The organism is Acinetobacter sp. ACNIH1 (genome assembly GCF_002934695.1).
GTDB lineage: Bacteria > Pseudomonadota > Gammaproteobacteria > Pseudomonadales > Moraxellaceae > Acinetobacter > Acinetobacter variabilis.
On the sequence record NZ_CP026426.1, the window covers coordinates 214251 to 238532 of the forward strand.

Genomic DNA, 24282 nt, shown 5'->3' on the forward strand with positions numbered 1-24282 from the left:
TTTGATCTGCTTTAGGGTGCTTTAACGTCTTTTTTTACGCGATATTCCTGCAGCATGTAGCGCATTAAATACTGCATGTGTACTGACACCAAAACGTTCTGCCCGTTCACTGATGTAATCATCGGGATATTGTTCAACATCATTCAATATTTGCTCTTTGCTAATTTTAGCTGGGCGACCAGGAATAGGTTTAGTTACAGTGGACTTTTTCCAATTCTGAATCGTCTGTATACAGACGTTAAAATGCTGTGCTGCTTTTCGCACAGACATTTTATCTCTAGTCATAATTTCTATGACTTTGTCTTTAAAATCTTTTGAATATCCCATGTTTCTATTGTTCTATATTTTTAAGTATTTGGCTATATCTAAAATCTTTATCTGAAATTGGTAATGTTTTTTGCAACTCTACCAAAGATAATAAATCTCCAACTATCAAGTATGTGTAAATAACATAACGATCAGCTTTTTGCCTAGAAATAATAATATTATGAGAACCTTTCTGAGCAGCTTTGAAAATAGCATCTAACCGTTCACCCAAATATTTCATCTGTGAACCAACGATTTCCTCAAATCTTTTAGAGTCTGACTGCTCATCAACATATGTAATAATTCGATTTAAATAATTATCCACACCTAATTTAATAATTTTAGTTTTACCATTATCTAAATTAATAGTCTTATCCTCTCTAGCAGGATAAATCACATCAGCAGTATCTTGTAATATTCGCCTACAACTATGAACGGCATTTGACCAATCCTCTGAATTTTCGGACGTTAAATTCTCATAAACAGATGCAAATTTTTGTGCTGATAATGGTACTTTGGTAATCGAATTCATTTAGCAATCTTGCCAATCTACTCGCCTTTAATGCGCAATTAGATAAAGAAGAGGTACTTAACTCAATATTACTAATAATTTCTTCACTTAATTTTAAAGCTTCATTCAATGACTCTTGATTAACTTGCAATGTTCTGATTCCAAAGCATTATTGTAGTTATTCTCTTATATACTTTAGTTCTTATTAAATTTCAATTAGTGAATTTCTTTCATCTTAACCTTAGAAAATATCAGTATATCAAATCCTTACTATCTAATTAAATCGTTAAAATATAGGGTTTAGATTTAAACCCATATAACTATGTCAAACAAACTTGAACGTCAGAAATTGACTCTCCCAGCAGGTCACGACAAGCTTCTGCTTCACTCCTGCTGTGCACCATGCTCGGGTGAAGTGATGGAAACCCTAATTGAATCAGGCATCGACTTTTCGATCTTTTTTTATAATCCCAATATTCACCCTGTCAAGGAATATGAAATCCGTAAGGAAGAAAATATTCGCTTTGCAGAAAAACATAATATTCCTTTTATTGACTGTGATTACGATACAGACAATTGGTTTGCACGTGCCAAAGGCATGGAAAATGAGCCAGAGAAAGGTATTCGCTGTACCATGTGTTTTGATATGCGCTTTGAACGGACTGCCCTTTATGCAGCTGAAAATGGCTTCAGCCTAATTAGTAGCTCATTGGGTATTTCTCGTTGGAAAGATATGAAGCAGATCAATGATTGTGGGCATCGTTCTGCTTCACATTATGAAGGTATCACCTATTGGGACTACAACTGGCGTAAAAATGGTGGTGCTGTTCGTATGCTTGAAATCAGCAAAAAGGAAGAATTCTACCAACAAGAATATTGTGGCTGTGTATACTCCTTACGTGATACCAACCGTTGGCGTATGAGCCAAGGTCGTGATCGCATCAAATTGGGCGTGAAATTTTATTCGAATGCCATGGATGATGAAAGCTAAGCTTCGGTCGCCAGATACCAATTTTTCCAGGAACTGGTTCCACGGACTTCAATGGGTACAGTTGGAATCAGTTTTTCTTTTAGAACGTCAGTCTGTCCCACGGCTTTGGCAAGTCGGGCTTTCACAGAATGAATGCATTCACGATCTCCAAACTCACAGCGATCCAATGTCGTACCACCACAAGGACCATTCGCCAATCCTTTGGGGCAAGTTTCAGGGCAAATATATAAAGTATCTCCTAACCTACATTGACCACAACTTTCACAACCCACGACCCCTTGCTTAGAGATAAATTCAGTTTTTAACAATGCTTTTGCTGCAGGCGTATTTTCCCAGAGTGAGGCTTTAAAAATAAAATGCCCCACACCTTTGGCAATTTTGGACTCAAATAGAGCCTTGTGCATGAAATGCAATTGCTGATATTTAATAAGCTGGCTAGAGGATGGTTGGCGGGAATAATAAGCTAATTGTGGCACGAGTTCCTTTTTAGTCTCCACTTGCCACAGTGCATTCCAGAGTGCTTCGAGTTCCTGTAAACCATAATGTCGATATTGTTCAATATATTTTTCTAAAAGCTTTTGCTCTTCAGGCTTATGGCATGCTGAAAGATGCACACCTGCAAAACCCAAATACTTACACATCAATATTTGTATAGCACAACGTTTATAAGCATTCTCAGTTCGTCCATCCTGTTCTTCCTGAGCCAACACTCGTAACATGTGTGGTGTAATCACAATTCCTGCGATCTTATGTTTCACCATAAAATTGGCACGTGCCAAACTAAGTGGCATAACACAAGCAAGTATATTTTGTGGGTATCGATGACGATTTAAAAAAGCCTTGGCTTGTTTTAAAGCCTCCATATCGTAACCCAACTGGGTAACGATAAAGTCTGCTCCTGCTTTAATCTTTTTGTGAAGTTTTAAATATTGTGCATCACGTTCAGCTTCAGCATATTTAAAGGGATTAAAAGCTACACCAATATGAAATCCACCATAACACTTTGCGGCCATGACCGCATTTACAGACTCTAAATATCGGGTGCGATTCGTTCCATCTTGACCATTTGTATGCCCTTTTAACTTATCACCTGTGAGAAGCAGTAAATTTCTTTGTCCCGAAGCTTGAGTTAATTTTAAGAAGGTCTCAAAATCAGTAATATCCCGACCTTTCCCTGAATAATGGATGATTTTTTCCACTGATGAAGGAAATGTCTTCGCACATTCAAGTGGTGGCAAATCACTATCGGCATGCACTCGATCTGCCAAAGTGATCGCACATGGAAATTCTGCTAAAGACATTGGTACGGCAATGCCCTTAGCAGAACTTAAATATTCCAACAAAATACAAAACTGATTGTGCTTAAAATGGGAAGCAAGCTGTGACATAAAATAAAGTTCAAATAAAAATGATTAAAGCAGGTCGCAATTATATTCGACCTAATAGAATCAGCCCGATTAATCTTAAATAGGCTGATATAGAAAATTTTAGTCAATAATTATGCAATGAATCTATTCACTACATTCAATCAGGCAACTTTCTCATTAGATTCTCGCTCTAATGTGAAATGAAATGCCTATTTTTCAAGAATATTTTGATACGACTTAATGAAGTTCTCTTCTATCCATTTACCTTGCTTAAGATTCAATTGAACACGTTCAACACCTTCATAAACTTTACGAGTTAAGAGAAATCATCATTGTGAACAGACTATTTCTCTAAGTTGATTCATCACAACATGTAATTTATAGCCATAGAACCGGCCCATTGAGCTTTTACCACGAGATGCAATTTTAGATAATGATTTATGGCGGTGAATAGGTTTGTGCAACAAAGCCTATTCTAATTAAAACTTGGATTTCATAACCATTAATTTACAGTACAACTATCAATAAAATCGCCCCACCATTGCATCATTTCCATACGCTGATTAAAATATTCTGCATGATTATAACTTGCACGGGTTTTATTTTTATCAGTATGAGATAGCTGTGCTTCAATCCAATTTGATTGAAATAAACCGGATTCATTTAATATGGTACTAAATGTTGAGCGCAAACCATGAGATGATAGTTCATTTTTAGTATATCCCATCTTTCTAATAATTAAGTTCAGGGTATTAAAATGAATAGGTTTATTATTGTTTCGGGGGCTAGAAAACACATATTTTTCGCCATGAGACCAAACGAGTGCTGATTTTACAACTTCAAGTGCTTGATCAGATAGTGGAACTAAAAATTCAGGAATATCATGACCTAAAATAACTTTTCTTCTATATTGTTTAATATGTAAGGCTGGTATTTTCCATATTTTTTTATCCAGATCGAAATGATGCGGTTCACAAAGCAGTAATTCTCCACCTCGTACGCCTGTATATAACTTAAATAATAGGGCTTTTTTAATAATAGGATCTGTATTAACCTGCTTTAATCTAGCTAAAAAGCTAGATAGTTCATCTGAGTTTAAATACGGATAATTTTTTTTAATTTTATTATTGATTAATATTTTATGAAGACCATGGGCAATATTATATTCACAATAACCCATTGCTACAGCATAATCATAAATCTGATTTAAATAACTATAGGCTTTCTTTACAGGTTCTTTTACATTTCTAGATTCTATATTTTTAATAATCTTAACTAGATCATATCTTTTAATTTCAATAAATGGCATTAGTCCAATATTTGGATAAACATCCTGATCTAAACATTTTTTTGCGAGCTGAATTACACCGCATCGTGGTTCATCTTCAAAGGAATTTTTAATTTTAAATTCTAACCACTCTTCACAAATATCCTGAAAAGTTTTGATGTATTTTTTATGCGGTGGTTTATTTTCATAATTATTAAATTTATATTCATCCCGGACTGATCTAGCCTCTTTCAAGGATATTACAGGATATTCACCCAACTTGATGCGAGGACGTTTATTTGTCCCTGCAAGTGAATAGCGGTAACTCCAAGATTTACGTCCATTTGGTTCTACCTTCAAACTTAAGCCGTCATCATCTGCCAGAAAATAGATTTTTTCCTTTGGTTTAGCTTGACGTACCTTAATTTCAGTAAGACTCATGAATTTTTAACCTAACCACAAATGGCACTGCTCAATTCAATTATAGCAAATTTAAGCGATATTCATATGATGCGTATCATACGCATCACATATTTTTATAAGTAATTGTTAAATAAAATTTATATTTAGATTGGTTATTCCCTAGTAACCAATTAATTAACCATTAATTTTGCAAGTCTTAAATTGGCATTTGAAGTGCAACCCCATGTTATGACTATTCACATTTCTGCTCCATGATTCCTGGTTACTTATTAGTAATGTTATTATGTCAGGAGCGATACAAGAATTAGGGTAACCTTATTATGGAAATAGCGAATACGAAATTACTAGCTGGCGCTTTGATAGCCCTAACTTTAACTATAGTTAGCCCTGTCGTACTTGCAAATGATAACAATGATATACGAAAGACTATTGTAGTTAAGTTTGCTAAAAAAGCTTACTCTGCAAATTATTATGGAAGGATAGATGGATACAAGTATGATTCCTACAAATTTTATGCTAAAAAAGGGCAAAAGTTAAAAGTGAAGTTGACTGGAGGAAATGTTGAAGCTTACTTATGGGGTAATCAATTAAAAGACTCCATCAATCTTGGAGAATATTCTCCAGAGCTTGATGATAATGGTATTTATATTTTACCTGCTTCAGGTGAGTATGAAATTAGAGTATTACAACCTAGATCACAGGCAAGAAAAGATAAAAAACCTCAATACTGGATGAGTATTGACATTAAATAAAGACTTGCTAGATTTTTTTAAGCTTTTATACCAGGGTTCAAAAACTATTGCCAGTTAAACGGGGCGTGATTTTTATTCATATGTTTTTATATTAGTAAAAATGATATAGATACGTAATTCATGGAGATCGTTTCAATTTAGCAATTTCTAAATACATTTTGTCATTGGCATGTTGAATCCGTTCATTTGAGGGGTCGTATTGCTTCTGGACTTCACCTAAGAAAGGAGTTTCTTCACATAATTCAAAGTACCTTTCCATCGGTGTTTTATCTTTCAAAGCTGAATGTGGTCTCATCCAGTTATAGTAATGCTGCCATTCTGCCAGTTTGCTCTGAATTTCCTCTGAATCGATATCTACAGTAGCGTAGAACTCAGATTCATCAGTCTTTTGTGAGCGCTACCTTGCCATTCAGATAAGGTGAACCCGGTTTATTCGGCCTAAATTTGATCCCATACTGCATCATTTTTTCTGTACTTTTTCAGCAAAAAATTCTCGTCCACGATCGGTCCGTATTCGCTGTATGGGAAAAGGCATTTCTTCAATTACACAGTTAAAAAGTCGAGTGTATTCGCAGCTGTTCGGCGTTTATATATCCTTAAAACGCGATATCGTGTGCAGTCATCGATAGATGTGTACTGATATATCCAGCACCCAGTTTACAGGTATCCATTTGAATTCTATCGCCTGGTAATGGACGTTCATAACAAATGTAATCTACTTTACGACGGAATTTTTTAATCGGTTTGACTTAATGGGTGGATAGTACTTTATGGATAGTCGCCAAGGACAACGAGACTCCGTGCAGCTCATTAATTCGGTTTGCAAACGTCGAGCACCAAGATTTCTAGCTGAGCGCATTTCCAATATTAAAGCTTCTAGCTCAGCATTGATTTTAGTATTTGGCGATTTTAAGGGACATTTACTATGACTACTTAATCCATCTACTATGACTACTTAATCCATCAATACCTTGTTCAGAATATCGTTTCCACCACTTGCGTAAAGTTGGTCTAGAAATGCCACATCTCCGACAAACCAGGCCAGCATTATTGGTCTCTTCAAATAATTTAACCCATACGAGTCTTTGTTGAATTTCTCTGGTCATAGACACCCATTATATTGAAGTGATGTCTATGAATCACACAGATTATCATAAGACTTTTGCAACTGTCGCACCTCATGTTTGAATTCACCCATTAACAGAGTGCGAATTAGTCCTTGATTATGTTTGACCACATTTCAAGGAATAGTGTCCAACTTTCGGTATGCAGATTATGGTGTAGGGTTCTCTTAAAGTTTAAACCTTATTATTTTACTTCAGTAATGCTGATTGGCTGGTCTTTTACAAATTCAACAACCCCTTCACCACGTTTAAAGTGAATTGAAACTCCATTATTATTAGCTAAACGAATACCACTACCAGCAACTGTTTGCTTTAAACGATATACCATGCCTGAGTTATCAGTCATTAAAGCAGTTTCAAAGTTATCCGATGATTTCAGAAAAATTAATAAACCATTTGGACCAGAAAATTTAAGGACCTGCGTATCAGCTGAAGTATTTCTTGTAGCCTTATCTTGTAAAGTTTCAGTCTTTGAACTCGAAGTACACCCAGTCATTGCTAAAACTAACAAAGTTAAACTTAAAAAATATTTCATTTAAATACCTTTTTCATCTGTAAATCATAGGTATATTTATACTAATTGTTATAATTTAATAATAAAACAGATATTACTTTTTTTTACATAAAAAAGCCATAAATCGCATTTTGAACCTCACCGGATTTATCAGAGATTTTTTTATTTAAGTTAGGCCACCTGATCTAACGGGTTAATCTTATCATAGTACATTGCTTCAAACTCAAAAGGTGATACATAACCCAGTGCACTGTGTACACGCTTTTTATTGAACCAATCTACCCAGTTTAGTGTCGCAAGTTGTACATCTGCTAAACCTTGCCAATCTGCTTTTAAATATTCAATCATCTCTGTTTTGTATAAGCCATTCACTGTTTCAGCCAAAGCATTATTGTATGAATCCCCGTTGTACCGATTGATGCTCGTAAATTTTCTGCTCCTAAACGATTGGTATAGCGAATGGAAAGGTATTGAACCCCTCTGTCGGAATGATGAACCACATTCCTTGGCATACCTCAATCGTGCAATGCTTGCTCCAGTGCATCGAGCACCATATCTATATTCATACGTGTTGATACTTTCCATCCAACAATTGCTCGTGAGAACACATCAATAATAAAGGCGGTATAGACCCAACCTGAATGAGTTTGAATATACGTGAAGTCATCGACCTGAGCACTGCTTCGCAAGGGTCAGGATGATCAGCATTAAAATTACGTTTCACTAAATCATCTGCTCGTTTTTGGTCATCTCGGCTACGGGTGGTTTGTTTATTCTTACCACGCCAAACACCTTGTATACCTAGCTTCTGCATCAATCGAGCAACTGTACAACGTGCAATAACATAACCTTCACGTTTCAATTGTTGCCAGGCCTTACGCACACCATATCGACCTGAACTTTCTTTCCAAATTCGTTTAATTTGTTCAGCATGATGTAAATCATGCAGAGCACGTTTCGCTCGATGTTCTGGATTGTCAGCGAGATCTAAAGTTCGGTAATAGGTTGAAGCTGCGATCGGTAAAATCCTACAAATCGCATCAACACCATATCGATCTTTATTGTTATGGATAAAATCCACCATTATTTGTGTGGGCGGTCGAGCTCCGCCTGGGCGAAAAAAGCGGCTGCTTTACGTAGAATTTCATTAGCACGCTTTAATTCTTTAATTTCACGTTCCATTTGCTTCATTTTTTCTTGATCAGATATCTGTTGTACTTTAATAGGATTTTGCTGATCTAAATGCTTTTGATGCCAGGCACGAAGTGTTTCAGGAGTACAACCAATCTTAGGCGCAATTGCTGTGATTGCAGCCCAATTCGATGGATAATCTTTTTCGGATTCAATCAATAATTGAACCGCTCTTTCTCTGATTTCAGGGGTATATTTTAATTTTGTCATCGAACCTTGCGAAGCAGTGCTTCTCACTCAGAATATTGACTCTCCGACAAACCCGGTACGGTTCAGTTTGATATAGCTGTAACTATTCAATTGCATAAATAAAAATAAGTAGGAGATGCTTCTCATTTTTCCCTATTAATAAACTTGATCTCTGCTTTGTTGCGGTGAAACACCTGTCATGGCTTTATATGCCCGAGTAAAAGCACTATGTTCAGAATATCCAAGCATTAATGCAATATCAGCAATTTGTATATCTGTATTTTTTAAATATGAGTCTGCCAGTTCTTGGCGGACTATATTAAGTTCATTGCGAAAATTTGTATTGGCATTTTGAAGCTTTCGTTGAAGTGTACGAGGTGAACGACAAAGTTTTTCTGCAATAAGTTCTATTGTTGGTTCACCATGTGGCAATTGATGTGCGATAGCTTTACGCACTGCCTCAATTATTGGCTCTTCCTTGGGCAATTGCTCCAATAGCTGGTTTGCATGCTGTTCTATAATTGTTAATAGACTTGGGTCTAAGGTCTTTATTGGGAGCTCTAGAGTTTCTTTACTAATTCGTATCACAGTTTCAGATTGATTAAATAAAACTGGACAACCAAAATATTGCTCGTACTGCATCAAATCATCAGGACAATCATGCATAAATTGTACAAATATAGGTGTAATATTTTTCTGAACGGAACTTCTACAGAACTGCATAATGACAGTAATACCTGTTTCATCAACCAATAAATCTGGTTTGTATAAGGTGGTGTCCCAAACTAATTCCACCCAATCTGGACCTTCTCGTGTAATCATTGGAATCACATCGAATATTAACCTTTGATATTTTTCCAGTTTTTCTAAAGCCGAAGCAAGATTGTCGCAAGCTAATAATACATAGCCCAAAACGCCAAGATGCCTTGGAGTAATCTTTTGTCCAAGATGTAAACCTAACATTGGATCAGCTAGGGCGATTGCAGCACGTGAAAGTAATTGTTCCCATAATTCAATAGAAATACCTTTTAAAGCGTTTGTAAGAGGTTGTGGGCGAGGATATTTTAAGATTTCGTCTGGGATTATTTTTTTTGCTTCAAGATAGTCATAGAGTACATGCACGTATGTTTCAGGAATCATTTTTCTATAGATTGGTTTGCTCATTAATTAACCTGAGTTTCTAGCTTTATGGCGTGAAGTATCAAGTAGGCTGTCATTAAGAGTCAAGCTAAAAGCTTCATTTTCATTCAATATCTTTTGCATCATTCGTTGCAGTAATGAACGGTATCTGTTGTTTCAATGGAGTGCAAAATGGCAGTAAAAAATACTAAGAAGCCAGAAATCAATGAAATACAATTTAAATCTGGAAACTCTTATTGCAGTGGAACGCTTTATAAACCCACTACAAATGGACCATATCCGATCATTGTGATGGGACATGGCCTAGGCTCAGTCCGTGTGATGCGCTTGCCTGCTTATGCTGAAAGATTTGTTGAGGCAGGATATGGATGCTTGCTTTTTGATTATCGTCACTTTGGTACAAGTGGTGGTGAACCTCGCCAGTTATTGGATATCAATAAGCAATTGGAGGACTGGCGTTCAGCCTTGAGTTTTGTTCGTACTCAGAAAGATGTTGTTCAATCTAAAATTGTGATTTGGGGGACATCATTTGGTGGTGGGCATGTTCTTACTACTGCTGCAAATGATCATTCAATTGTAGCAGTAATATCTCAATGCCCATTTACAGATGGTTTAGCTTCTAGCTTAGCAACCAGTCCAATCAGCTCAATTAAAGTTACTGCACTTGCTTTAACAGATCGAATAGGTGCTATTTTTGGTGCAAAACCTATTATGGTTGCATCGGCTGGGAAACCGCACAGTGCGGCATTAATGACAGCCAAAGATTGTGAGGATGGATATCTACAGCTTGTACCTGAAAATTCAGAATTTCGAAATTATGTAGCAGCTCGATTTGCGCTCGATCTACTGACATATTTTCCGGGTAAATTCACCTCAAAAATTCAATGCCCAGTGCTATTTTGTGTGTGTGAAACAGATAGCGTTGCTCCAGCAAAAACCACCTTAAAACATGCTCAAAAAACACCACAAAAAGAAATCAAAATCTATTCAGAAGGTCATTTTGATATCTATGTGAATCAAGGCTTTGAAAAAGTCATTCACGATCAAATTGATTTTCTTAACCGGACTGTTTCAGCAAATTAAAAAAGGAATTGATTATGGCAAAATATGACTTAGATGGATTGGTAATTTTAATTACTGGCTCTACAGGTGGTTTAGGTTCAGCTTTGGCAACTGCTTTTGCAGCGAAAGGAGCTAAATTGGCCTTATTGGATATTAATTTAGAAGCAGCAGACAAACAGGCTACATCACTTGGCGGAGATACCATTGCCAAGGCATGGCAAGCCGATGTTTGTTCAATGGAAAGTCTTCAGAATGCTATTAATAGCGCTGCAGTACATTTTGGCCGGATTGATGTAGTGATTGCCAATGCTGGTATTACCTGTTTTGAACCAATTGAAAGTGCAAGTCCAGAACGGTTTGATCGAGTAATGGATATTAATTTAAATGGTGTATGGCGAACATTTAAAGCAGGTTTGCCTTACGTGCAAAAGCAGCAAGGTTATTTACTAGCAATCTCTTCATTGGCTGCCTTTTTCCATTCACCGTTACAGTCATCTTATTGTGCAAGCAAAGCTGGTGTTTGGGCTTTAAGCAACAGTATTCGTATGGAGCTTAAACATCTTAATGTCGGAGTTGGCAGTGTCCATCCTACTTTCTTTCATACGCCGTTGATGGATCAAACTTTTGATGATCCGGCCGGTCTGAAACTTTGGGGCGGTAACCAAACAGGCTTATGGAAAATGGTTGCACTTGAAGAAGTGGTCAATGCAATTGTTGATGCTGTAGAAAATCGCCGTGAATTTGTCGTAGTTCCGAAGAAAAATGGATTTGTTGCTCGTACACCTGGGCTTTTCCGTGGATTTATAGAACGAGTTGGGTTTAAAAACGAGGACGTCATTGAAGCGATTCGGCTTGCAGCATTAAAAAAATGATTTTATATAACAAAATCATAGATTATTTTTTAGAGAATAGTCTGTGATTTTCTATTGTGTATGCAACTCAAACCCATATATGTTGTCTTAAAAAAAATCCGTCGACATAAGTTTGATTTATAAGTAAGGATACTCGCATGTACATGCCGAAATTAGCTGATATATTTGACGGTCTCACCATTGAAACACCGTATACACCGCCAAAACATTGGTTACAGGGAAGAACTGCCTATGGTGGTTTTTCAGCAGCATTGGCTTTGCAGATTGCATTAAAGGAATTTCCAGAGGGGCTTCCTCCACTAAAAAGTGCGCAAATTGCGTTTATTGGCCCGGTCACTGAAAATGTGACATTTCATGCTGAAATTTTACGTCAAGGAAAGTCCGCGACACAGATTGCTGTTGATGCGCGTGTTCATGATGCACTCGTGCTCAGAACAGGTTTTATTTTTGCTGCGCCCAGAAAAAGTACAATTCAGCACAATCATATTAAAATGCCACAGGTAGACCGTCCTGAAGCATATTTACCTCCACCTGAGGAAATGTTTGTTCCAGATTTTTTCGATAATTTTGGTGTACGGTTTGTCAGTCAATCTACACCGGTATCTAACTCCGAAACGCCAGAATTACTGGCTTGGGTACATCTAAAGGACGCAACTTCTATATCACCTGAAATTGCATTACTACTTATCGGAGATTGTCTCCCACCAGCATCAATGGCTTGTTTCAAGACTCCAGCACCTATTAGCTCAATGAATTGGGCTGTCGATTTTGCACAATCTGCTAAACATAGCGAATGGTATCTTTTGAAGTCATTTAGCTTGATTTCTGATCAAGGATATTCTTATCAAATGATGCATGCGTGGAATGAAAAAGGGGAGTTGGTTTTATCTGGAACTCAAACTGTTGCCATTTTTGCTTGAGTTTTATTTATTTAGTTTTAATGATGAATGTAATCAAAGTAATTTTTTATTGAAAATAATGATACTTTACATAAATCATTCGATGAGCTCTTTATAGTTGCTACTGGCTTTGTTGCACAAACCTATCTCTAAGGCTTATTCCACAATATAATTTTCAAATGAATAAGCCTACACCTAAAATTTATCGTACAACCAATTGGTCTTCATATAACCGAGCACGCATTCATCGCGGAAACATTGCCATTTGGTTTGATTCAGCCACCGAATGGTATGCTCCGTATCGGTAAACACGGGCGAAATTAAATCTACTCCGACGCAGCCATCCAATGCTGTTTAATAATCAAATCACTTTTTAATCTGTCTTTACGTATGGTCACAGGCTTTGTGCAAAGTCTGATTAAACTCTCTGGCTTAAATGGGACGGCCCAGATTATTCGACCATATGCAGAAGACAAAAGCATATTGATATTGCGATTAGCTATCAAAAAACTTGTGATGCACTATATCTACTCGTTGACTCTACTGGCTTGAGTTTTTTAGGTAAAAGTGAATGGAAACGTAAGAAGCATCAGCCTGAATATCGACGACAATGGCGTAAACTGCACATAGGTATAGATGCTGAAACACTGCAAATACGTGCAGTTCAGCTTACAACAAATAATGTCAGTGACTCACAGGTTCTTGGTGATTTACTTGATCAAATTCCACAAGATGAGCGGATTGACTCTGTTTATACTGAAGGCTCTTATGACACCAAGCAATGCCATCAGGTCATTGCAGATCGGCAAGCGCATGCGGTGATTCCACCTAGAAAAATGCGAAACCATGGAAAGATACAAAGAGTAGCTCGCTAGAGCGAAATGAATTACTCCGAACAGTTAATCTAGCGAAGCAGTGCTTCTTGTATCTTGATTGATATAGTGATTAGCTACCACTATACGCAAATTGTAGAGTTTGGAGTGCTGCTAAAATCTTAAATTTGAATCTGAGATAAAACCTACAATTTGCCCTTATCCCTCATACAACTCTGAACGGTAACTAAGCACTTTGATGCTGTATTCACAAGGTAAGATGATGGTTAATGGGATAAAAATCATAGCTTAAACTCAAGGAATATCACCATGATTATGCTAGGTATTGATGTCAGTAAAACCAAAATAGATTGTTGCATTTTCCCTCAAGGTTTGACTGGAAAAAGAAAAAATAAAATATTTACCAATACAGAAAGTGGCTTTGGCAGTCTGCTCAAATGGCTCATCACTCTTAAAATTGAACCTGATCAAGTGACAGCAATCATGGAAGCGACTTCGGTTTATCATGAGAATTTGGGATATTATCTATATGATGCAGGTGTAAAGGTTTGTGTGGCTAATCCTTCACGAGTAAGAGCCTTTGCCAAAGCCATGTCCATGCTAAATAAAACGGATAAAGCTGATAGTGAAGCTCTTTCACGTTATGGTTACACCGCAAAGTTAATCATATGGCAGCCTGAACCTGAAAATGTCAGATTATTAAAAGCTTTACTAGGCAGACGAGATGTCTATCTAGGTAGTCTATTGCAGGAAAAGAATCGACTTGAAAAGGCGCAGTCCACTCATACCTCCGTTGTTGTGATCAAATTACTTGAAGAGAATATTGAGTATTTAAATCAGCAACTTGAAAATATTGATAAGTTAATAAATAATCACATAGATCAAGATCCAACATTGAAACAGGATTTGAAATTACTGCAAACTATTCCGTCAATCGGTGAACGATCAGACTTATTACTGTTGGGGTTATTTCATTCGCACAAGTTTGAAAAAGCAAGTCGAGCTGCTGCATATGTAGGTTTGGTTCCAGTACATCAGTTGTCTGGCAGTTCAGTCAACAAGCAAAGTCACTTATCAAAAGCAGGTGACAGTAAAATACGCTCAGTATTGTATATGTCGGCATTAACAGCGATTAAATATAATCCACACATTGAAGCTTTATATCAACGATTATTAAGCCAGGGTAAAAATAAAATGTGTGCTTTAGGTGCTGCAATGCGCAAGCTTATACATCTGTGTTATGGCGTTTTAAAACATCAGACTGCCTATCAAAGAGATTATTTAGTGGTCGAATAATCTCAAAACCTGATTGACTACCAAGACGGTATCTCAGGTAGACACTATGGAAAAATGGTCAGGCTATCATCGGCGAAGTTTAGTTGAAACTAAGATGCGCTGCATTAAATTATTAGGAGATAAACTCAGTACAAGAAGTTTTGATAGCCAAGTCAATGAGCTTCATGCACGTGTAGCAGTCCTTAATAGATTTACGGAATTAGGTCGACCACTTACCCAAGTTACGCCTTAAATTTGGCTCAATTAGGGGCGCTTTGCCTTTCAAATATTTGTGCAATAAAGCCGTTGGAAAGTAACCTTGAAACAAGTTATAAGCTTCTTTTTAATAAATTACTGAGTATTTGTATAAATATTCAACATCTGATTTTTTTTAAACCAGATATTGAATTAAAATAAAAACCAATAAACAAGAATAAACATCATTGGTATTTATATTTTAATTATGTTCATTTACAATAAAAATTACTAAGTCAATACATATTTAGTCTAAAATATCCATCAATCAAAAATGTGTGATAGCTTCGAACGTTAATCTTTGCATACTTGTAATTTTGAGTATTACTTCAATTCTCTAAGCTAATTCTTTACAAGTGTTCCTATCACCATAATTGTTATTCTTGTCTTCGCTATAAAGCGATCCAAACCTGCCCTCCATGGTCATAATCGCATGAACAAATTTTTAAAATACCTATTGGTATTCATCGTTCTGCTTATTATTGCAGCACTAATCTTTTTATTTAGACCTATCGCGTCTAAGAAAATTCAAAACACCAGCAATGAGCCTGTCGTTGACGCAGTCTTAGTTGGTGGTGGCATCATGAGTGCAACCCTAGGCACATATCTTAGTGAACTTGAGCCAAACTGGCAAATTCGCATGTATGAACGCCTAGACAAAGTTGCACAAGAAAGCTCTAACGGCTTCAATAATGCTGGCACAGGTCACTCTGGCTTTATGGAAATGAACTACACCTCTGAAAAAGATGGGAAAATGGACATTACCAAAGCTGTAAAAGTGGCTGAACAATTTGAAGTTGCAAAACAGTTCTGGTCTTATCAAGTCAAAGAAGGTGTTTTGGGACGACCAAATAGTTTCATCAACCCTGTACCGCATATTGCTTTCGTTTGGGGTGATAACGTGAATTTCCTCGAAAAACGTTACGCTGCAATGGTTAAAAACCCAATGTTTTATGGCATGAAATTCTCTGAGAATCCTGCTGAAATTAAACAATGGGCACCATTGGTGATGAATGGCCGTGATGCTGCACAAAAAGTAGCTGCAACACGCATGGATGTAGGTTCGGATGTGAACTATGGTTCAATCACCACTCAATTGGTCGATCACCTTAAAAAACAACCTAATTTCCAGTTACAAACATCGACTGAAGTGACTGGCATTAGCCAAAACGATGATAAAACGTGGACTGTTGCATTTAAAAACCTCACTACAGGGAAAACAGATCACGTGAAAACGCGATTTGTCTTTATTGGTGCAGGCGGTGCAGCGGTTAAACTTTTACAAATGACAGGCTTACCAGAAGCGAAGCAATATGCTGGCTTCCCTGTAGGTGGCGTGTTCTTAATGACCGACAACCCAAAAGTCACTGAAGGTCATACTGCAAAAGTTTATGGTCGTGCTGAATTAGGCGCACCGCCAATGTCTGTTCCACATATTGATACACGTTATATCGACGGTAAAAAATATGTGTTGTTTGGTCCATTTGCAACTTATTCAAACAAGTTCTTAAAACAAGGTTCTCAGCTTGATTTATTGAAATCAACCACTAAGAACAACGTTTTACCAATGACCGCTGTAGGTATGGAAAATCTTGATTTGGTGAAATATTTAGTTAGCCAAGTCATGATGACCGATGAAGACCGTTTTAATGAGTTGAAAAAATACTATCCTGATGCAAAACCAGAAGACTGGCGCATGAATCAAGGTGGTCAACGTGTTCAAATCATTAAGAAAGAACCAGGCAAACCTGCAAGCTTGCAATTTGGTACCGAGATTTTTGCATCACAAGATGGTGCTGTGACTGCCCTATTAGGTGCGTCTCCTGGTGCTTCAACTTCCCCTTATATTATGTTGAGCTTGCTTGAAAAAGCATTCCCTCAGCAAGTAGCAGGTAAATGGAATCCGAAATTACATGAAATTGTAAAATCGTACCAACAAGAACTCAGCACTAATCCTGTGCTTCTTGACCAAGTTCGCCAATACACCAGCACAACCCTTGGTTTGAAATATACACCTATGGCTAAAGCTGCAAATGACGAAACTATTGCGGTAGCAAAAGCACAGTAATCTGCTTTAAACCCTAAAAAGGATGGACTTTGCGCCATCCTTTTTTAATTCATATTTGAAACTATTCTATTTATGTCGCTTTTCCATTCCGATGCTTTTTTGGCTTTTCGTTCACGTGATTTTTCACTTCTGAGTGTCAATCAGTTGTGCTTAATTCTAACCATCATGATTCAAGAAGTCGTCATTGCCTATAGTATCTATCAACTCACTCAAAATCCACTCAGCCTTGGCATGATTGCCTTAATTGAGTTACTCCCCTTTATTTGCCTCTCCCTGATCAGTGGCGACTGGGCTGATCGCTATAACCGACAAAAAATTGTGCAGTGGAGTTTTAGCTGTAGCACTTTAATTCCATTATTATTTATTGTTCTTTTTTCTCAGTATCAACAACAGCACATTCAACAAAATACACTTTTATGCGGCATTTATAGCCTCATCTTTTGCTTAGGCATACTTAGAGGCATTTACAGCCCATCATTTAATTCATTACGCCCTTTTCTAACCCCCGAGTCAGCCTATAGCAATGCAGCCACATGGACCGCGCTCATTTGGCAAATAGGCGGCATTTTAGCACCTTTATGCGCAGGACTTTTACTCGGCCAACTTGGGCTTGAAAAAACCTTCTTTATTGTTTTTTTCTTGTGTTGCGTGGGTAGCATCTGCTTATTCGGATTAAGTCCTCGTCAATTCCCTAGCCCCCATAAACAGCATTTAAGCAAAAGTTTGAAAGAAGCCTATTTGTTTATTTTTAAACATCCACTAATGTTTTGGAGTATGTTGCTGGATCTCGGCGCCATGCTTTTTTGTAGTGTCATTATCTTACTGCCTATTTTTGCACACGATATCCTGCATCTTGGTGTTGAAGGCTTAGGTATACTCAGAGCTGCACCAGCTATTGGCGCCTGTATCATGATGTTGATGTTGACCTGTTATTCTCCGATGCAAAATGCATGGAGAAATATGCTCTATAGTAGTTTTGCAATTGCTTTGTGTACTTTAGCCTTTGCACTATCCTCCCATGTTTGGCTCTCAGTCTTCTTCCTTGTTTTAATCGGTGCCTTTGATAGCATCAGCATGGTCATTCGACAAACTTTATTACAGCAACTCCCCCCAAAAGCACTATTAGGGCGTGTAGCGGCTTTAAATGGCATATTAGTCACTTCAGGCAATCAGCTCGGTGCCCTACACATGAGCCTGATGACGCGCTATTTTTCTGTGGTGTCAGCAGTACTTATTGGAGGGACGCTGTGTTTAATAATCTGTGTTCTAAGCTTTACTCGTACGCGACATTTATTCAAGCCATCTCCAACACTAAAAAAACATGCCACAGTGGCAAAAAGTGAATAGCATGTTAAGCTTCAAATCTTCTTTTAATATGATGTGAGTTTTCAATAGAGCAAATTATGAAACAGATTTTCCCCTTTTCACATATTCTCTATACCAAACTCTATTCTTTCGTACTATCAGTGCTGTTGGCTTATTGCCTATTCAATGCAATTTATACGTTCATTATTGGTGGAACTGGTTTTTATTTATTTGCAACTTTTATTTTAGCTTTTCAATGTAATTTCGCGTTACGCACTTCTCTGCATGACCGTATTTACACCAGTTTAGGGTTAGTTTTGCTTATTATTGGGTTATTGTATACACATGGAATTCACTTTCTAAACCATTTAAAAACAATTGTATTGGTTCCTGCTTTAATTTTAACTGCCTTTGGAATAGATAATTTATATAGAAAGCCAAATAGACTTAGTTGTCTTAAAGTTGGACTGATCCTCGGCCTATTACTATTAGCTTATATTCAATATTATGATTTAGTAGAACTGCAAAATTATTATGACTCTTTACATAATGATGAGACTTGGCAGCAATTTGGCGCATTATAACAGCTGGCACAAAAAATTCGGTGGGTGAAAAATTTACAATCCTAATTCTGATTTATCATGTTATTACATAGGAAAACTGCCTTTAAAAGGCGGGTCTTGCTAGTCTGGAATTGCAGACGAAAGAGAATAAAATGCCTGTATATCAGATTCTAGAAATTGATCATTTTCAGCATCATAAACAAAAGATTTTTCTTCTAATAAGTATTGGCCATCTTGCTCATTAAGAAAATTTTAAAGTTATTTGCTTGATCAGGGAAAATTTGTTCTCCGTCAAAAAAGATCATAACAATCTCGAACGGCTTTGTTGCACAAAGATGTTCTTAAGGGCTTTTTCAGCAATATAATTTTCAAATGAAGAAGCATACACATAAAATTTACCGCACAACCAATTGGTCCGCATATAACAGAGCACGCATTCATTGCGGAAACATTGCCATTTGGTTTGATCCTGCTACGCAATGGTATGCTCCATCAAAAGGCAAACTAGGACGAAATCAAATCTACTCCGACGCAGCCATCCAATGCTGCTTAATGATTAAATCCTTATTCCGTCTGTCTTTACGTATGGTCACAGGCTTTGTGCAAAGTATGATTAAACTTTGCGGATGAGCAGCCCCGAATATCAGTGATATTCGTACACCACGCTTTGTAGAAGACAAAAGCATATTGATATTGCAATCTTGGAGAATATTCTCCAGAGCTTGATAATAATGGTCTTTATATTTTACCTGCTTCAGGTGAGTATGAAATTAGAGTATTACAACCTAGATCACAGGCAAGAAAAGATAAAAAACCTCAATACTGGATGAGTATTGACATTAAATAAAGACTTGCTAGATTCGTTTAAGCTTTTATACAAGGGTTCAAAAACTATTGCCAGTTAAACTGGGGCGTGATTTTTACGTATATGTGTTTATGTTAGTAAAATGATGTAGATCACTTGTTCAATCCCCCGAGGAATAATTTAATCTTGCCGTGCGTTAGTCACTTTTCTTTCAAAAGTTGATTATATCTTTCAACGTAACCAACGTGATATTCAAGCCCTTTTGATAGGAATTTGCAGTGAAAGAATAGGCGAAACTTGTCTTAAATAATGGTAATTCCTTATCTTTAAAATAAAGAACGCCCGATGAAATTCATTAGGCGTTTACTTTAACTAAATGTCAGCTTATTTTATAACCAGATGTACTTGTCAATCATGATTCTTTTTCTCAATTGCCTTAAAAAAACAATCTTGCTATTTTTGACTTTTCACACCATTTTGTTCAATTTGTACTGCGGCTTGCCAGCTAGGTAGTTGGCTTAAACCTGCTACATAACGTTGGATATGCGGATAATTTTCACCTTGTCCCATATGATAAACTAAAGCATGTAGTCCAAAGCCCATCATAAAGTCAGCACCGGTTAAACGGTCTGCCACTAGAAATTCTTTATCTTTTAAATATTCATTTAAATAGCTAAATACTTTATCGAACTCAACTTGAGTATAATTTTCTAGAAATACCAACTTCGTACCCTGCTTGGTTTCTATCGCATTAAACGTTTTTAACAAAAATGGCAGCATGGCCGAGCTTTCTGAGAAATGAATCCACTGTAGATAATCGACATAGGTAGGTTCATCCATATCTGGTGCTAAATGCGGCGCAAGTTTCTGAATTAATAACTCAATGATTGCGCCTGACTCTGCAATAACTTTGCCATCCCATTCCAATACTGGAGATTTCCCTAAAGGATGGATGGTTTTTAAAGAGTCAGGGGCCAAATGCGTGTTTGAGTCACGATAATAGCGTTTCAGCTCATAAGGCTGCTTGATTTCTTCAAGTAACCACAAAATGCGAAAAGAACGTGACTGATCTAAATGATGTAGTGTAATCATGATAATTCCTATTTTTTTAAATTTTTACAACGACTTTGCCAAAGTTTTCGCCTTTCAACATACCATTGAAAGCATTGATCGTGTTATCTAAACCTTGCACCATATGCTCTTTATATTTGATTTTTCCGTCTTTCAACCATTCAGACATTTGCTGATAGAATTCCGGATACTGACTGCCATAGTCATCAAAAATAATAAAGCCTTGCATGCGAATACGCTTTTTTAAAAGGGTGGAAATAAAGCCCGGTAAACGGTCTGGCCCTTGTGCTTGCTCGGTAGCGTTATACTGGGAAACCACACCACACACCGGTACACGTGCCGCAGAGTTAAGCAATGGCCATACCGCATCAAACACTTTACCCCCTACATTCTCATAATAAATATCAATACCGTTGGGAACTGCTTGTTGTAATTGTTCTGCAAAATTTTCATCATGATGATTGATACAAGCATCGAAACCGAGCTCTTCTACTGCATAACGACATTTTTCAGACCCACCTGCGATGCCAACCACGCGACAACCTTTAATTTTGCCAATCTGTCCAACCGTAGCACCAACAGGTCCCGTTGCAGCTGCAACGACTAAAGTTTCACCGGCTTTAGGCTGACTAATGTCCAACAGCCCCATATAAGCAGTAAATCCTGGCATTCCCAAAATACCCAGTGCCCAAGATGGATGTTCAGGTTGCATACCTAAGCTTTGACATGCAGTCCCATTAGAAATTGCGTATCCCTGCCAGCCATTTCCTGAAAGAACCCACTCGCCTTCTTTGAATTTTGGGTTTTTAGAGGCTACCACTTGACTGACTGTTCCACCGACCATCACTTCGCCAATTTCAACCGGTGCTGCATATGAAGGAGCATCACTCATGCGACCACGCATATAAGGATCGAGTGACAAGTAAATGGTCTTTAACAACATTTCGCCTTGTTTAAGTTCATTGAGCTCAACTTGCTCAATACGAAAATCGCTGTGTTTTGGCTCACCGACTGGCCGTTGAGCTAAAACGATACGTTGATTAATAACTGTTTTCACACATATAACTCCATGTTTTATTTAGAAGTATTTCTCTTCACAATCAAAAATTATGATTAAAATTTCTTTACATCCATTGTAGATGAGTTATAATAAAAAACAATACGACTGGTCTATTTTTTACAATAGAGTAAATAATTAATATGAAGCCTACTCCTATTAAAAAGTCTGAAGCGAAGCGCTTACACATTCTTAACACCAGTTCAGACCTGATTTTGCATAAAGGTTTTACTGGTGTAGGATTACAGGAAATTTTACAGAGCTGTGAGATCCCCAAAGGCTCGTTTTATCATTATTTCCAATCCAAGGAAGCTTTCGGATGTGAATTGGTACAGCATTATGTAGATAATTACCAAGTCCGTTTAAATGATGTATGGCGTAGTGATAAATCCCCTTATCAAAAGCTGATTGAGTATTTTAATTTATGGATAGAAGATCCTGAAACACAGTGTGGTTGGGCGGATAGCTGTTTAATTGTGAAACTTGCCGCAGAAGTTGCCGATCTATCTGAAGATATGCGCTCCATTATGTCCGCTGGCGTCGATGATGTAATCCAACGGATTGCTGCTTTAATTGATTTGGGAAAACAGGATCAGTCTATCCAAGCAGATACTGAGGCCTCGACGTTGGCACAAGTACTTTACCAAATGTGGTTAGGTGCAGCATTACTGAGTAAGTTGCAAAAAGATAAAACGCCATTACATCAAGCTCTGAGAGCAACTAAATTTCTATTAAAAAGTGAAGATTCATAAAAATTAAATTAAATATCAACAACATAATTAATGGTTTATGATAGCAACCCAATGATTACTTATTCATGTATTGCTATTAGATCGATTTACAATCCATGAGTATAGCGTGCAATGAATTCTCCTTCTAAAGCCCTCATGACTCGTATTTTAGTCGGATATTTAGGCTTATATCCCACACTATTACTAGTACTCACTTTATTAAAGCCAATTACTCAGCATCAAAGTTTCCCGATGATGGTGTTGATTGAAGTCATAGTATTAGTGCCAGTAACGCAACTGATTTCTTTCCCACTGGCAGGTTGGCTCATTACACAGCTAAAAAATTTTAAGAATTTGTTTTAACAAGAAATTGTGCTGGCAACAGCAATCCTAAGCCCTTATTTTGCCAACCTTTGTGGTTGGCAAAATAACTCACTTAGTCGAGATTAATCTGCGTAAGCTGGATAATCAATATAGCCTTTTTCCGTCCCACCATACATAGTGCTTGCATCTACTGTATTCAACGGCCAGCCATTAACGATGCGATCGGGTAAATCTGGATTCGCAATAAATGGGCGTCCAAATGCAATTAAATCGGCCAGTCCTGCCTCTAAAATTCGAGTCCCTCTTTCTGCCGTATATCGACCTGCATAAATAATCCGACCACTGAAAGTGTCTCTGACATCTCTACGAAAATCATGAGGAAGTTCTGGTGCATTATCCCAATCAGCTTCTGCAATCGATAAATAGGCAATCCCAACTTCTTCAAGTATTTTTATGGCTTCAATATAAGTCACATGTGGATCATCTTCAACCAACCCTATGTAAACACGATCTTCCTCTGTACTTTCAAATAGCGGGGCAAAACGCACTCCTAAACGATCTGCACCAACCACCTCAGCAACTGCCTCTACTACTTCACGTAAAAAACGCAAACGATTGTTTAGTGATCCACCATATTCATCTTCACGGTGGTTACTATGTGCAGAGATAAATTGATTTACCAAATAACCATTTGCACAATGAATTTCAACCCCATCAAAACCAGCAGCCAAGGCATTGCGTGCTGCTTGAGCATAGAGTTGCACTAATTCTTTAACCTCTGCATTGCTTAAAGCACGTGGCATGGAAGGATCAGCCAAGGTCCCTGCATTGGGCCCGGTCTCAATAAAGACTTTAACATTACTATCAGCCCTAATAGCCGAGGGCGCGACCGGTAATGCATGATCGGGTTGCAAAGATGTATGTGAAACACGCCCAACATGCCAAAGCTGTGCAAAAATAATGCCTCCTTTAGCATGCACTGCTTCCGTCACTTTACGCCATCCAGCAATCTGTTCAGGGCTATAAATACCGGGAGTCCAAGCATAGCCTTGACCACGTGGCTCGATTTGCGTACCTTCGGTGACCATAAATCCTGCCCCGGCACGCTGTTGATAATAGGTTGCCATTAAGTCATTTGGAATATTCCCTGGCTGAGTACTGCGCGACCGCGTTAATGGTGGCAATACAATACGGTTTTGTAAAACATAAGGGCCTAAGCTTAAGTTTTGAAAAAGTTTGCTGGTCTTCATGTCATTGTATCCAAGTAATCATGACTAAATTGATCTAAACTAAAAAAATACCCTTCCTTCCTGTATATAGAAAAATAAAGGAAGAAAAGCTATTCACTCAGGCCCTTCACCATTAAATGAGGGTTATTTTGCTTATT

20 protein-coding genes, 7 pseudogenes and 1 other annotated feature are annotated in these 24282 nt (G+C 37.5%); of the genes and pseudogenes, 14 read left to right on the forward strand and 13 right to left on the reverse strand.

The annotated features are described in order from the left end of the window. Positions 1–21: 21 nt before the first annotated feature. Positions 22–327 (reverse strand): IS630 transposase-related protein, encoded by a 306-nt coding sequence (locus C3F22_RS17945; protein ID WP_004779997.1) that lies wholly within the window; start codon positions 325–327, stop codon positions 22–24. Between the two features lie 4 nt (positions 328–331). Beyond that, positions 332–838 carry a hypothetical protein gene (locus C3F22_RS17950; protein ID WP_104427078.1) on the reverse strand — a complete coding sequence of 169 codons (507 nt, stop codon included), beginning with the start codon at positions 836–838 and terminating at the stop codon, positions 332–334. Between the two features lie 301 nt (positions 839–1139). On the opposite strand from C3F22_RS17950, the gene C3F22_RS17955 reads away from it, so the two are divergent. Further along, a complete protein-coding gene (locus C3F22_RS17955) occupies positions 1140–1808 on the forward strand; it encodes an epoxyqueuosine reductase QueH (RefSeq protein ID WP_004647714.1) in 669 nt (222 codons plus the stop codon). On the opposite strand, the gene C3F22_RS17960 is transcribed toward C3F22_RS17955, so the two are convergent. The 4 genes and pseudogenes from C3F22_RS17960 to C3F22_RS17975 all read right to left on the reverse strand — a co-directional run bounded on the left by C3F22_RS17960 (position 1805) and on the right by C3F22_RS17975 (position 4883). Continuing rightward, positions 1805–3196, reverse strand: coding sequence for a methylenetetrahydrofolate reductase C-terminal domain-containing protein (locus tag C3F22_RS17960; RefSeq protein WP_004780039.1), 1392 nt, complete (start codon positions 3194–3196; stop codon positions 1805–1807). The genes C3F22_RS17955 and C3F22_RS17960 overlap by 4 nt on opposite strands. A gap of 188 nt (positions 3197–3384) precedes the next feature. After that, positions 3385–3486 (reverse strand): annotated as a pseudogene (locus tag C3F22_RS17965) (putative oxygenase MesX); the annotation flags it as partial. 24 nt (positions 3487–3510) lie between these two features. Then, positions 3511–3627, reverse strand: a pseudogene (locus C3F22_RS17970) (transposase); the annotation flags it as partial. Between the two features lie 50 nt (positions 3628–3677). Beyond that, complete coding sequence (locus tag C3F22_RS17975; protein WP_004812156.1) at positions 3678–4883, reverse strand: tyrosine-type recombinase/integrase; 1206 nt, start codon at positions 4881–4883, stop codon at positions 3678–3680. Between the two features lie 302 nt (positions 4884–5185). Here C3F22_RS17975 and C3F22_RS17980 point away from each other — a divergent pair, with 302 nt between their 5' ends. Further along, on the forward strand, positions 5186–5617 hold the full coding sequence (locus tag C3F22_RS17980) for a PPC domain-containing protein (protein ID WP_004780041.1): 432 nt from the start codon (positions 5186–5188) through the stop codon (positions 5615–5617). Positions 5618–5735: 118 nt separating this feature from the next. Here C3F22_RS17980 and C3F22_RS17985 read toward each other — a convergent pair. The 4 genes and pseudogenes from C3F22_RS17985 to C3F22_RS18005 form a co-directional block, all read right to left on the reverse strand. Beyond that, positions 5736–6723, reverse strand: a pseudogene (locus tag C3F22_RS17985) (IS481 family transposase). Between the two features lie 202 nt (positions 6724–6925). Then, positions 6926–7276, reverse strand: coding sequence for a hypothetical protein (locus tag C3F22_RS17990; protein ID WP_004780042.1), 351 nt, complete (start codon positions 7274–7276; stop codon positions 6926–6928). A gap of 150 nt (positions 7277–7426) precedes the next feature. Next, a pseudogene (locus C3F22_RS17995) lies at positions 7427–8656 on the reverse strand (IS3 family transposase). After that, positions 8265–8381 (reverse strand) — a sequence feature (AL1L pseudoknot). Its footprint overlaps the pseudogene before it by 117 nt. A gap of 135 nt (positions 8657–8791) precedes the next feature. Beyond that, entirely contained in the window at positions 8792–9799 is a 1008-nt protein-coding gene (locus C3F22_RS18005) for an AraC family transcriptional regulator (RefSeq protein WP_004812151.1), read from the reverse strand. Positions 9800–9946: 147 nt separating this feature from the next. On the opposite strand from C3F22_RS18005, the gene C3F22_RS18010 reads away from it, so the two are divergent. The 10 genes and pseudogenes from C3F22_RS18010 to C3F22_RS18060 form a co-directional block, all read left to right on the forward strand. After that, positions 9947–10858: an alpha/beta hydrolase gene (locus tag C3F22_RS18010; protein ID WP_004780048.1), complete on the forward strand. Its 912-nt coding sequence runs from the start codon at positions 9947–9949 to the stop codon at positions 10856–10858. Between the two features lie 14 nt (positions 10859–10872). Continuing rightward, positions 10873–11709: an SDR family NAD(P)-dependent oxidoreductase gene (locus tag C3F22_RS18015; RefSeq protein WP_004780050.1), complete on the forward strand. Its 837-nt coding sequence runs from the start codon at positions 10873–10875 to the stop codon at positions 11707–11709. 137 nt (positions 11710–11846) lie between these two features. Next, the gene (locus C3F22_RS18020; RefSeq protein WP_004780052.1) at positions 11847–12629 is read left to right on the forward strand and encodes a thioesterase family protein; all 783 of its coding nucleotides are present in this window, start codon (positions 11847–11849) and stop codon (positions 12627–12629) included. Between the two features lie 158 nt (positions 12630–12787). Further along, positions 12788–13509, forward strand: a pseudogene (locus C3F22_RS18025) (IS5 family transposase); the annotation flags it as partial. Between the two features lie 241 nt (positions 13510–13750). After that, entirely contained in the window at positions 13751–14737 is a 987-nt protein-coding gene (locus C3F22_RS18030) for an IS110 family transposase (protein WP_004812148.1), read from the forward strand. A 49-nt stretch (positions 14738–14786) separates the two neighbouring features. Next, positions 14787–14969: pseudogene (locus tag C3F22_RS18035) on the forward strand (IS5/IS1182 family transposase); the annotation flags it as partial. A gap of 435 nt (positions 14970–15404) precedes the next feature. Further along, a complete protein-coding gene (gene mqo, locus C3F22_RS18040) occupies positions 15405–17039 on the forward strand; it encodes a malate dehydrogenase (quinone) (RefSeq protein ID WP_004812147.1) in 1635 nt (544 codons plus the stop codon). Positions 17040–17111: 72 nt separating this feature from the next. Beyond that, positions 17112–18386: an MFS transporter gene (locus C3F22_RS18045; RefSeq protein ID WP_004812146.1), complete on the forward strand. Its 1275-nt coding sequence runs from the start codon at positions 17112–17114 to the stop codon at positions 18384–18386. Between the two features lie 56 nt (positions 18387–18442). Next, the gene (locus C3F22_RS18050) at positions 18443–18928 is read left to right on the forward strand and encodes a hypothetical protein (protein WP_004780074.1); all 486 of its coding nucleotides are present in this window, start codon (positions 18443–18445) and stop codon (positions 18926–18928) included. 351 nt (positions 18929–19279) lie between these two features. Then, positions 19280–19608, forward strand: a pseudogene (locus C3F22_RS18060) (transposase); the annotation flags it as partial. A 557-nt stretch (positions 19609–20165) separates the two neighbouring features. Here C3F22_RS18060 and C3F22_RS18065 read toward each other — a convergent pair. Both C3F22_RS18065 and C3F22_RS18070 read right to left on the reverse strand, forming a co-directional pair. Then, positions 20166–20804, reverse strand: coding sequence for a glutathione S-transferase family protein (locus C3F22_RS18065; RefSeq protein ID WP_004812145.1), 639 nt, complete (start codon positions 20802–20804; stop codon positions 20166–20168). 16 nt (positions 20805–20820) lie between these two features. After that, complete coding sequence (locus C3F22_RS18070) at positions 20821–21840, reverse strand: NADP-dependent oxidoreductase (protein WP_004812144.1); 1020 nt, start codon at positions 21838–21840, stop codon at positions 20821–20823. Between the two features lie 143 nt (positions 21841–21983). On the opposite strand from C3F22_RS18070, the gene C3F22_RS18075 reads away from it, so the two are divergent. Together C3F22_RS18075 and C3F22_RS18080 are read left to right on the forward strand one after the other, a co-directional pair. Next, a complete protein-coding gene (locus C3F22_RS18075) occupies positions 21984–22592 on the forward strand; it encodes a TetR/AcrR family transcriptional regulator (protein WP_004281836.1) in 609 nt (202 codons plus the stop codon). A 111-nt stretch (positions 22593–22703) separates the two neighbouring features. After that, positions 22704–22934 (forward strand): hypothetical protein, encoded by a 231-nt coding sequence (locus tag C3F22_RS18080; protein ID WP_001087973.1) that lies wholly within the window; start codon positions 22704–22706, stop codon positions 22932–22934. A gap of 83 nt (positions 22935–23017) precedes the next feature. On the opposite strand, the gene C3F22_RS18085 is transcribed toward C3F22_RS18080, so the two are convergent. Further along, positions 23018–24145, reverse strand: a complete 1128-nt coding sequence (locus C3F22_RS18085) for an alkene reductase (protein ID WP_004812143.1) — start codon at positions 24143–24145, stop codon at positions 23018–23020. Positions 24146–24282: the final 137 nt, after the last annotated feature.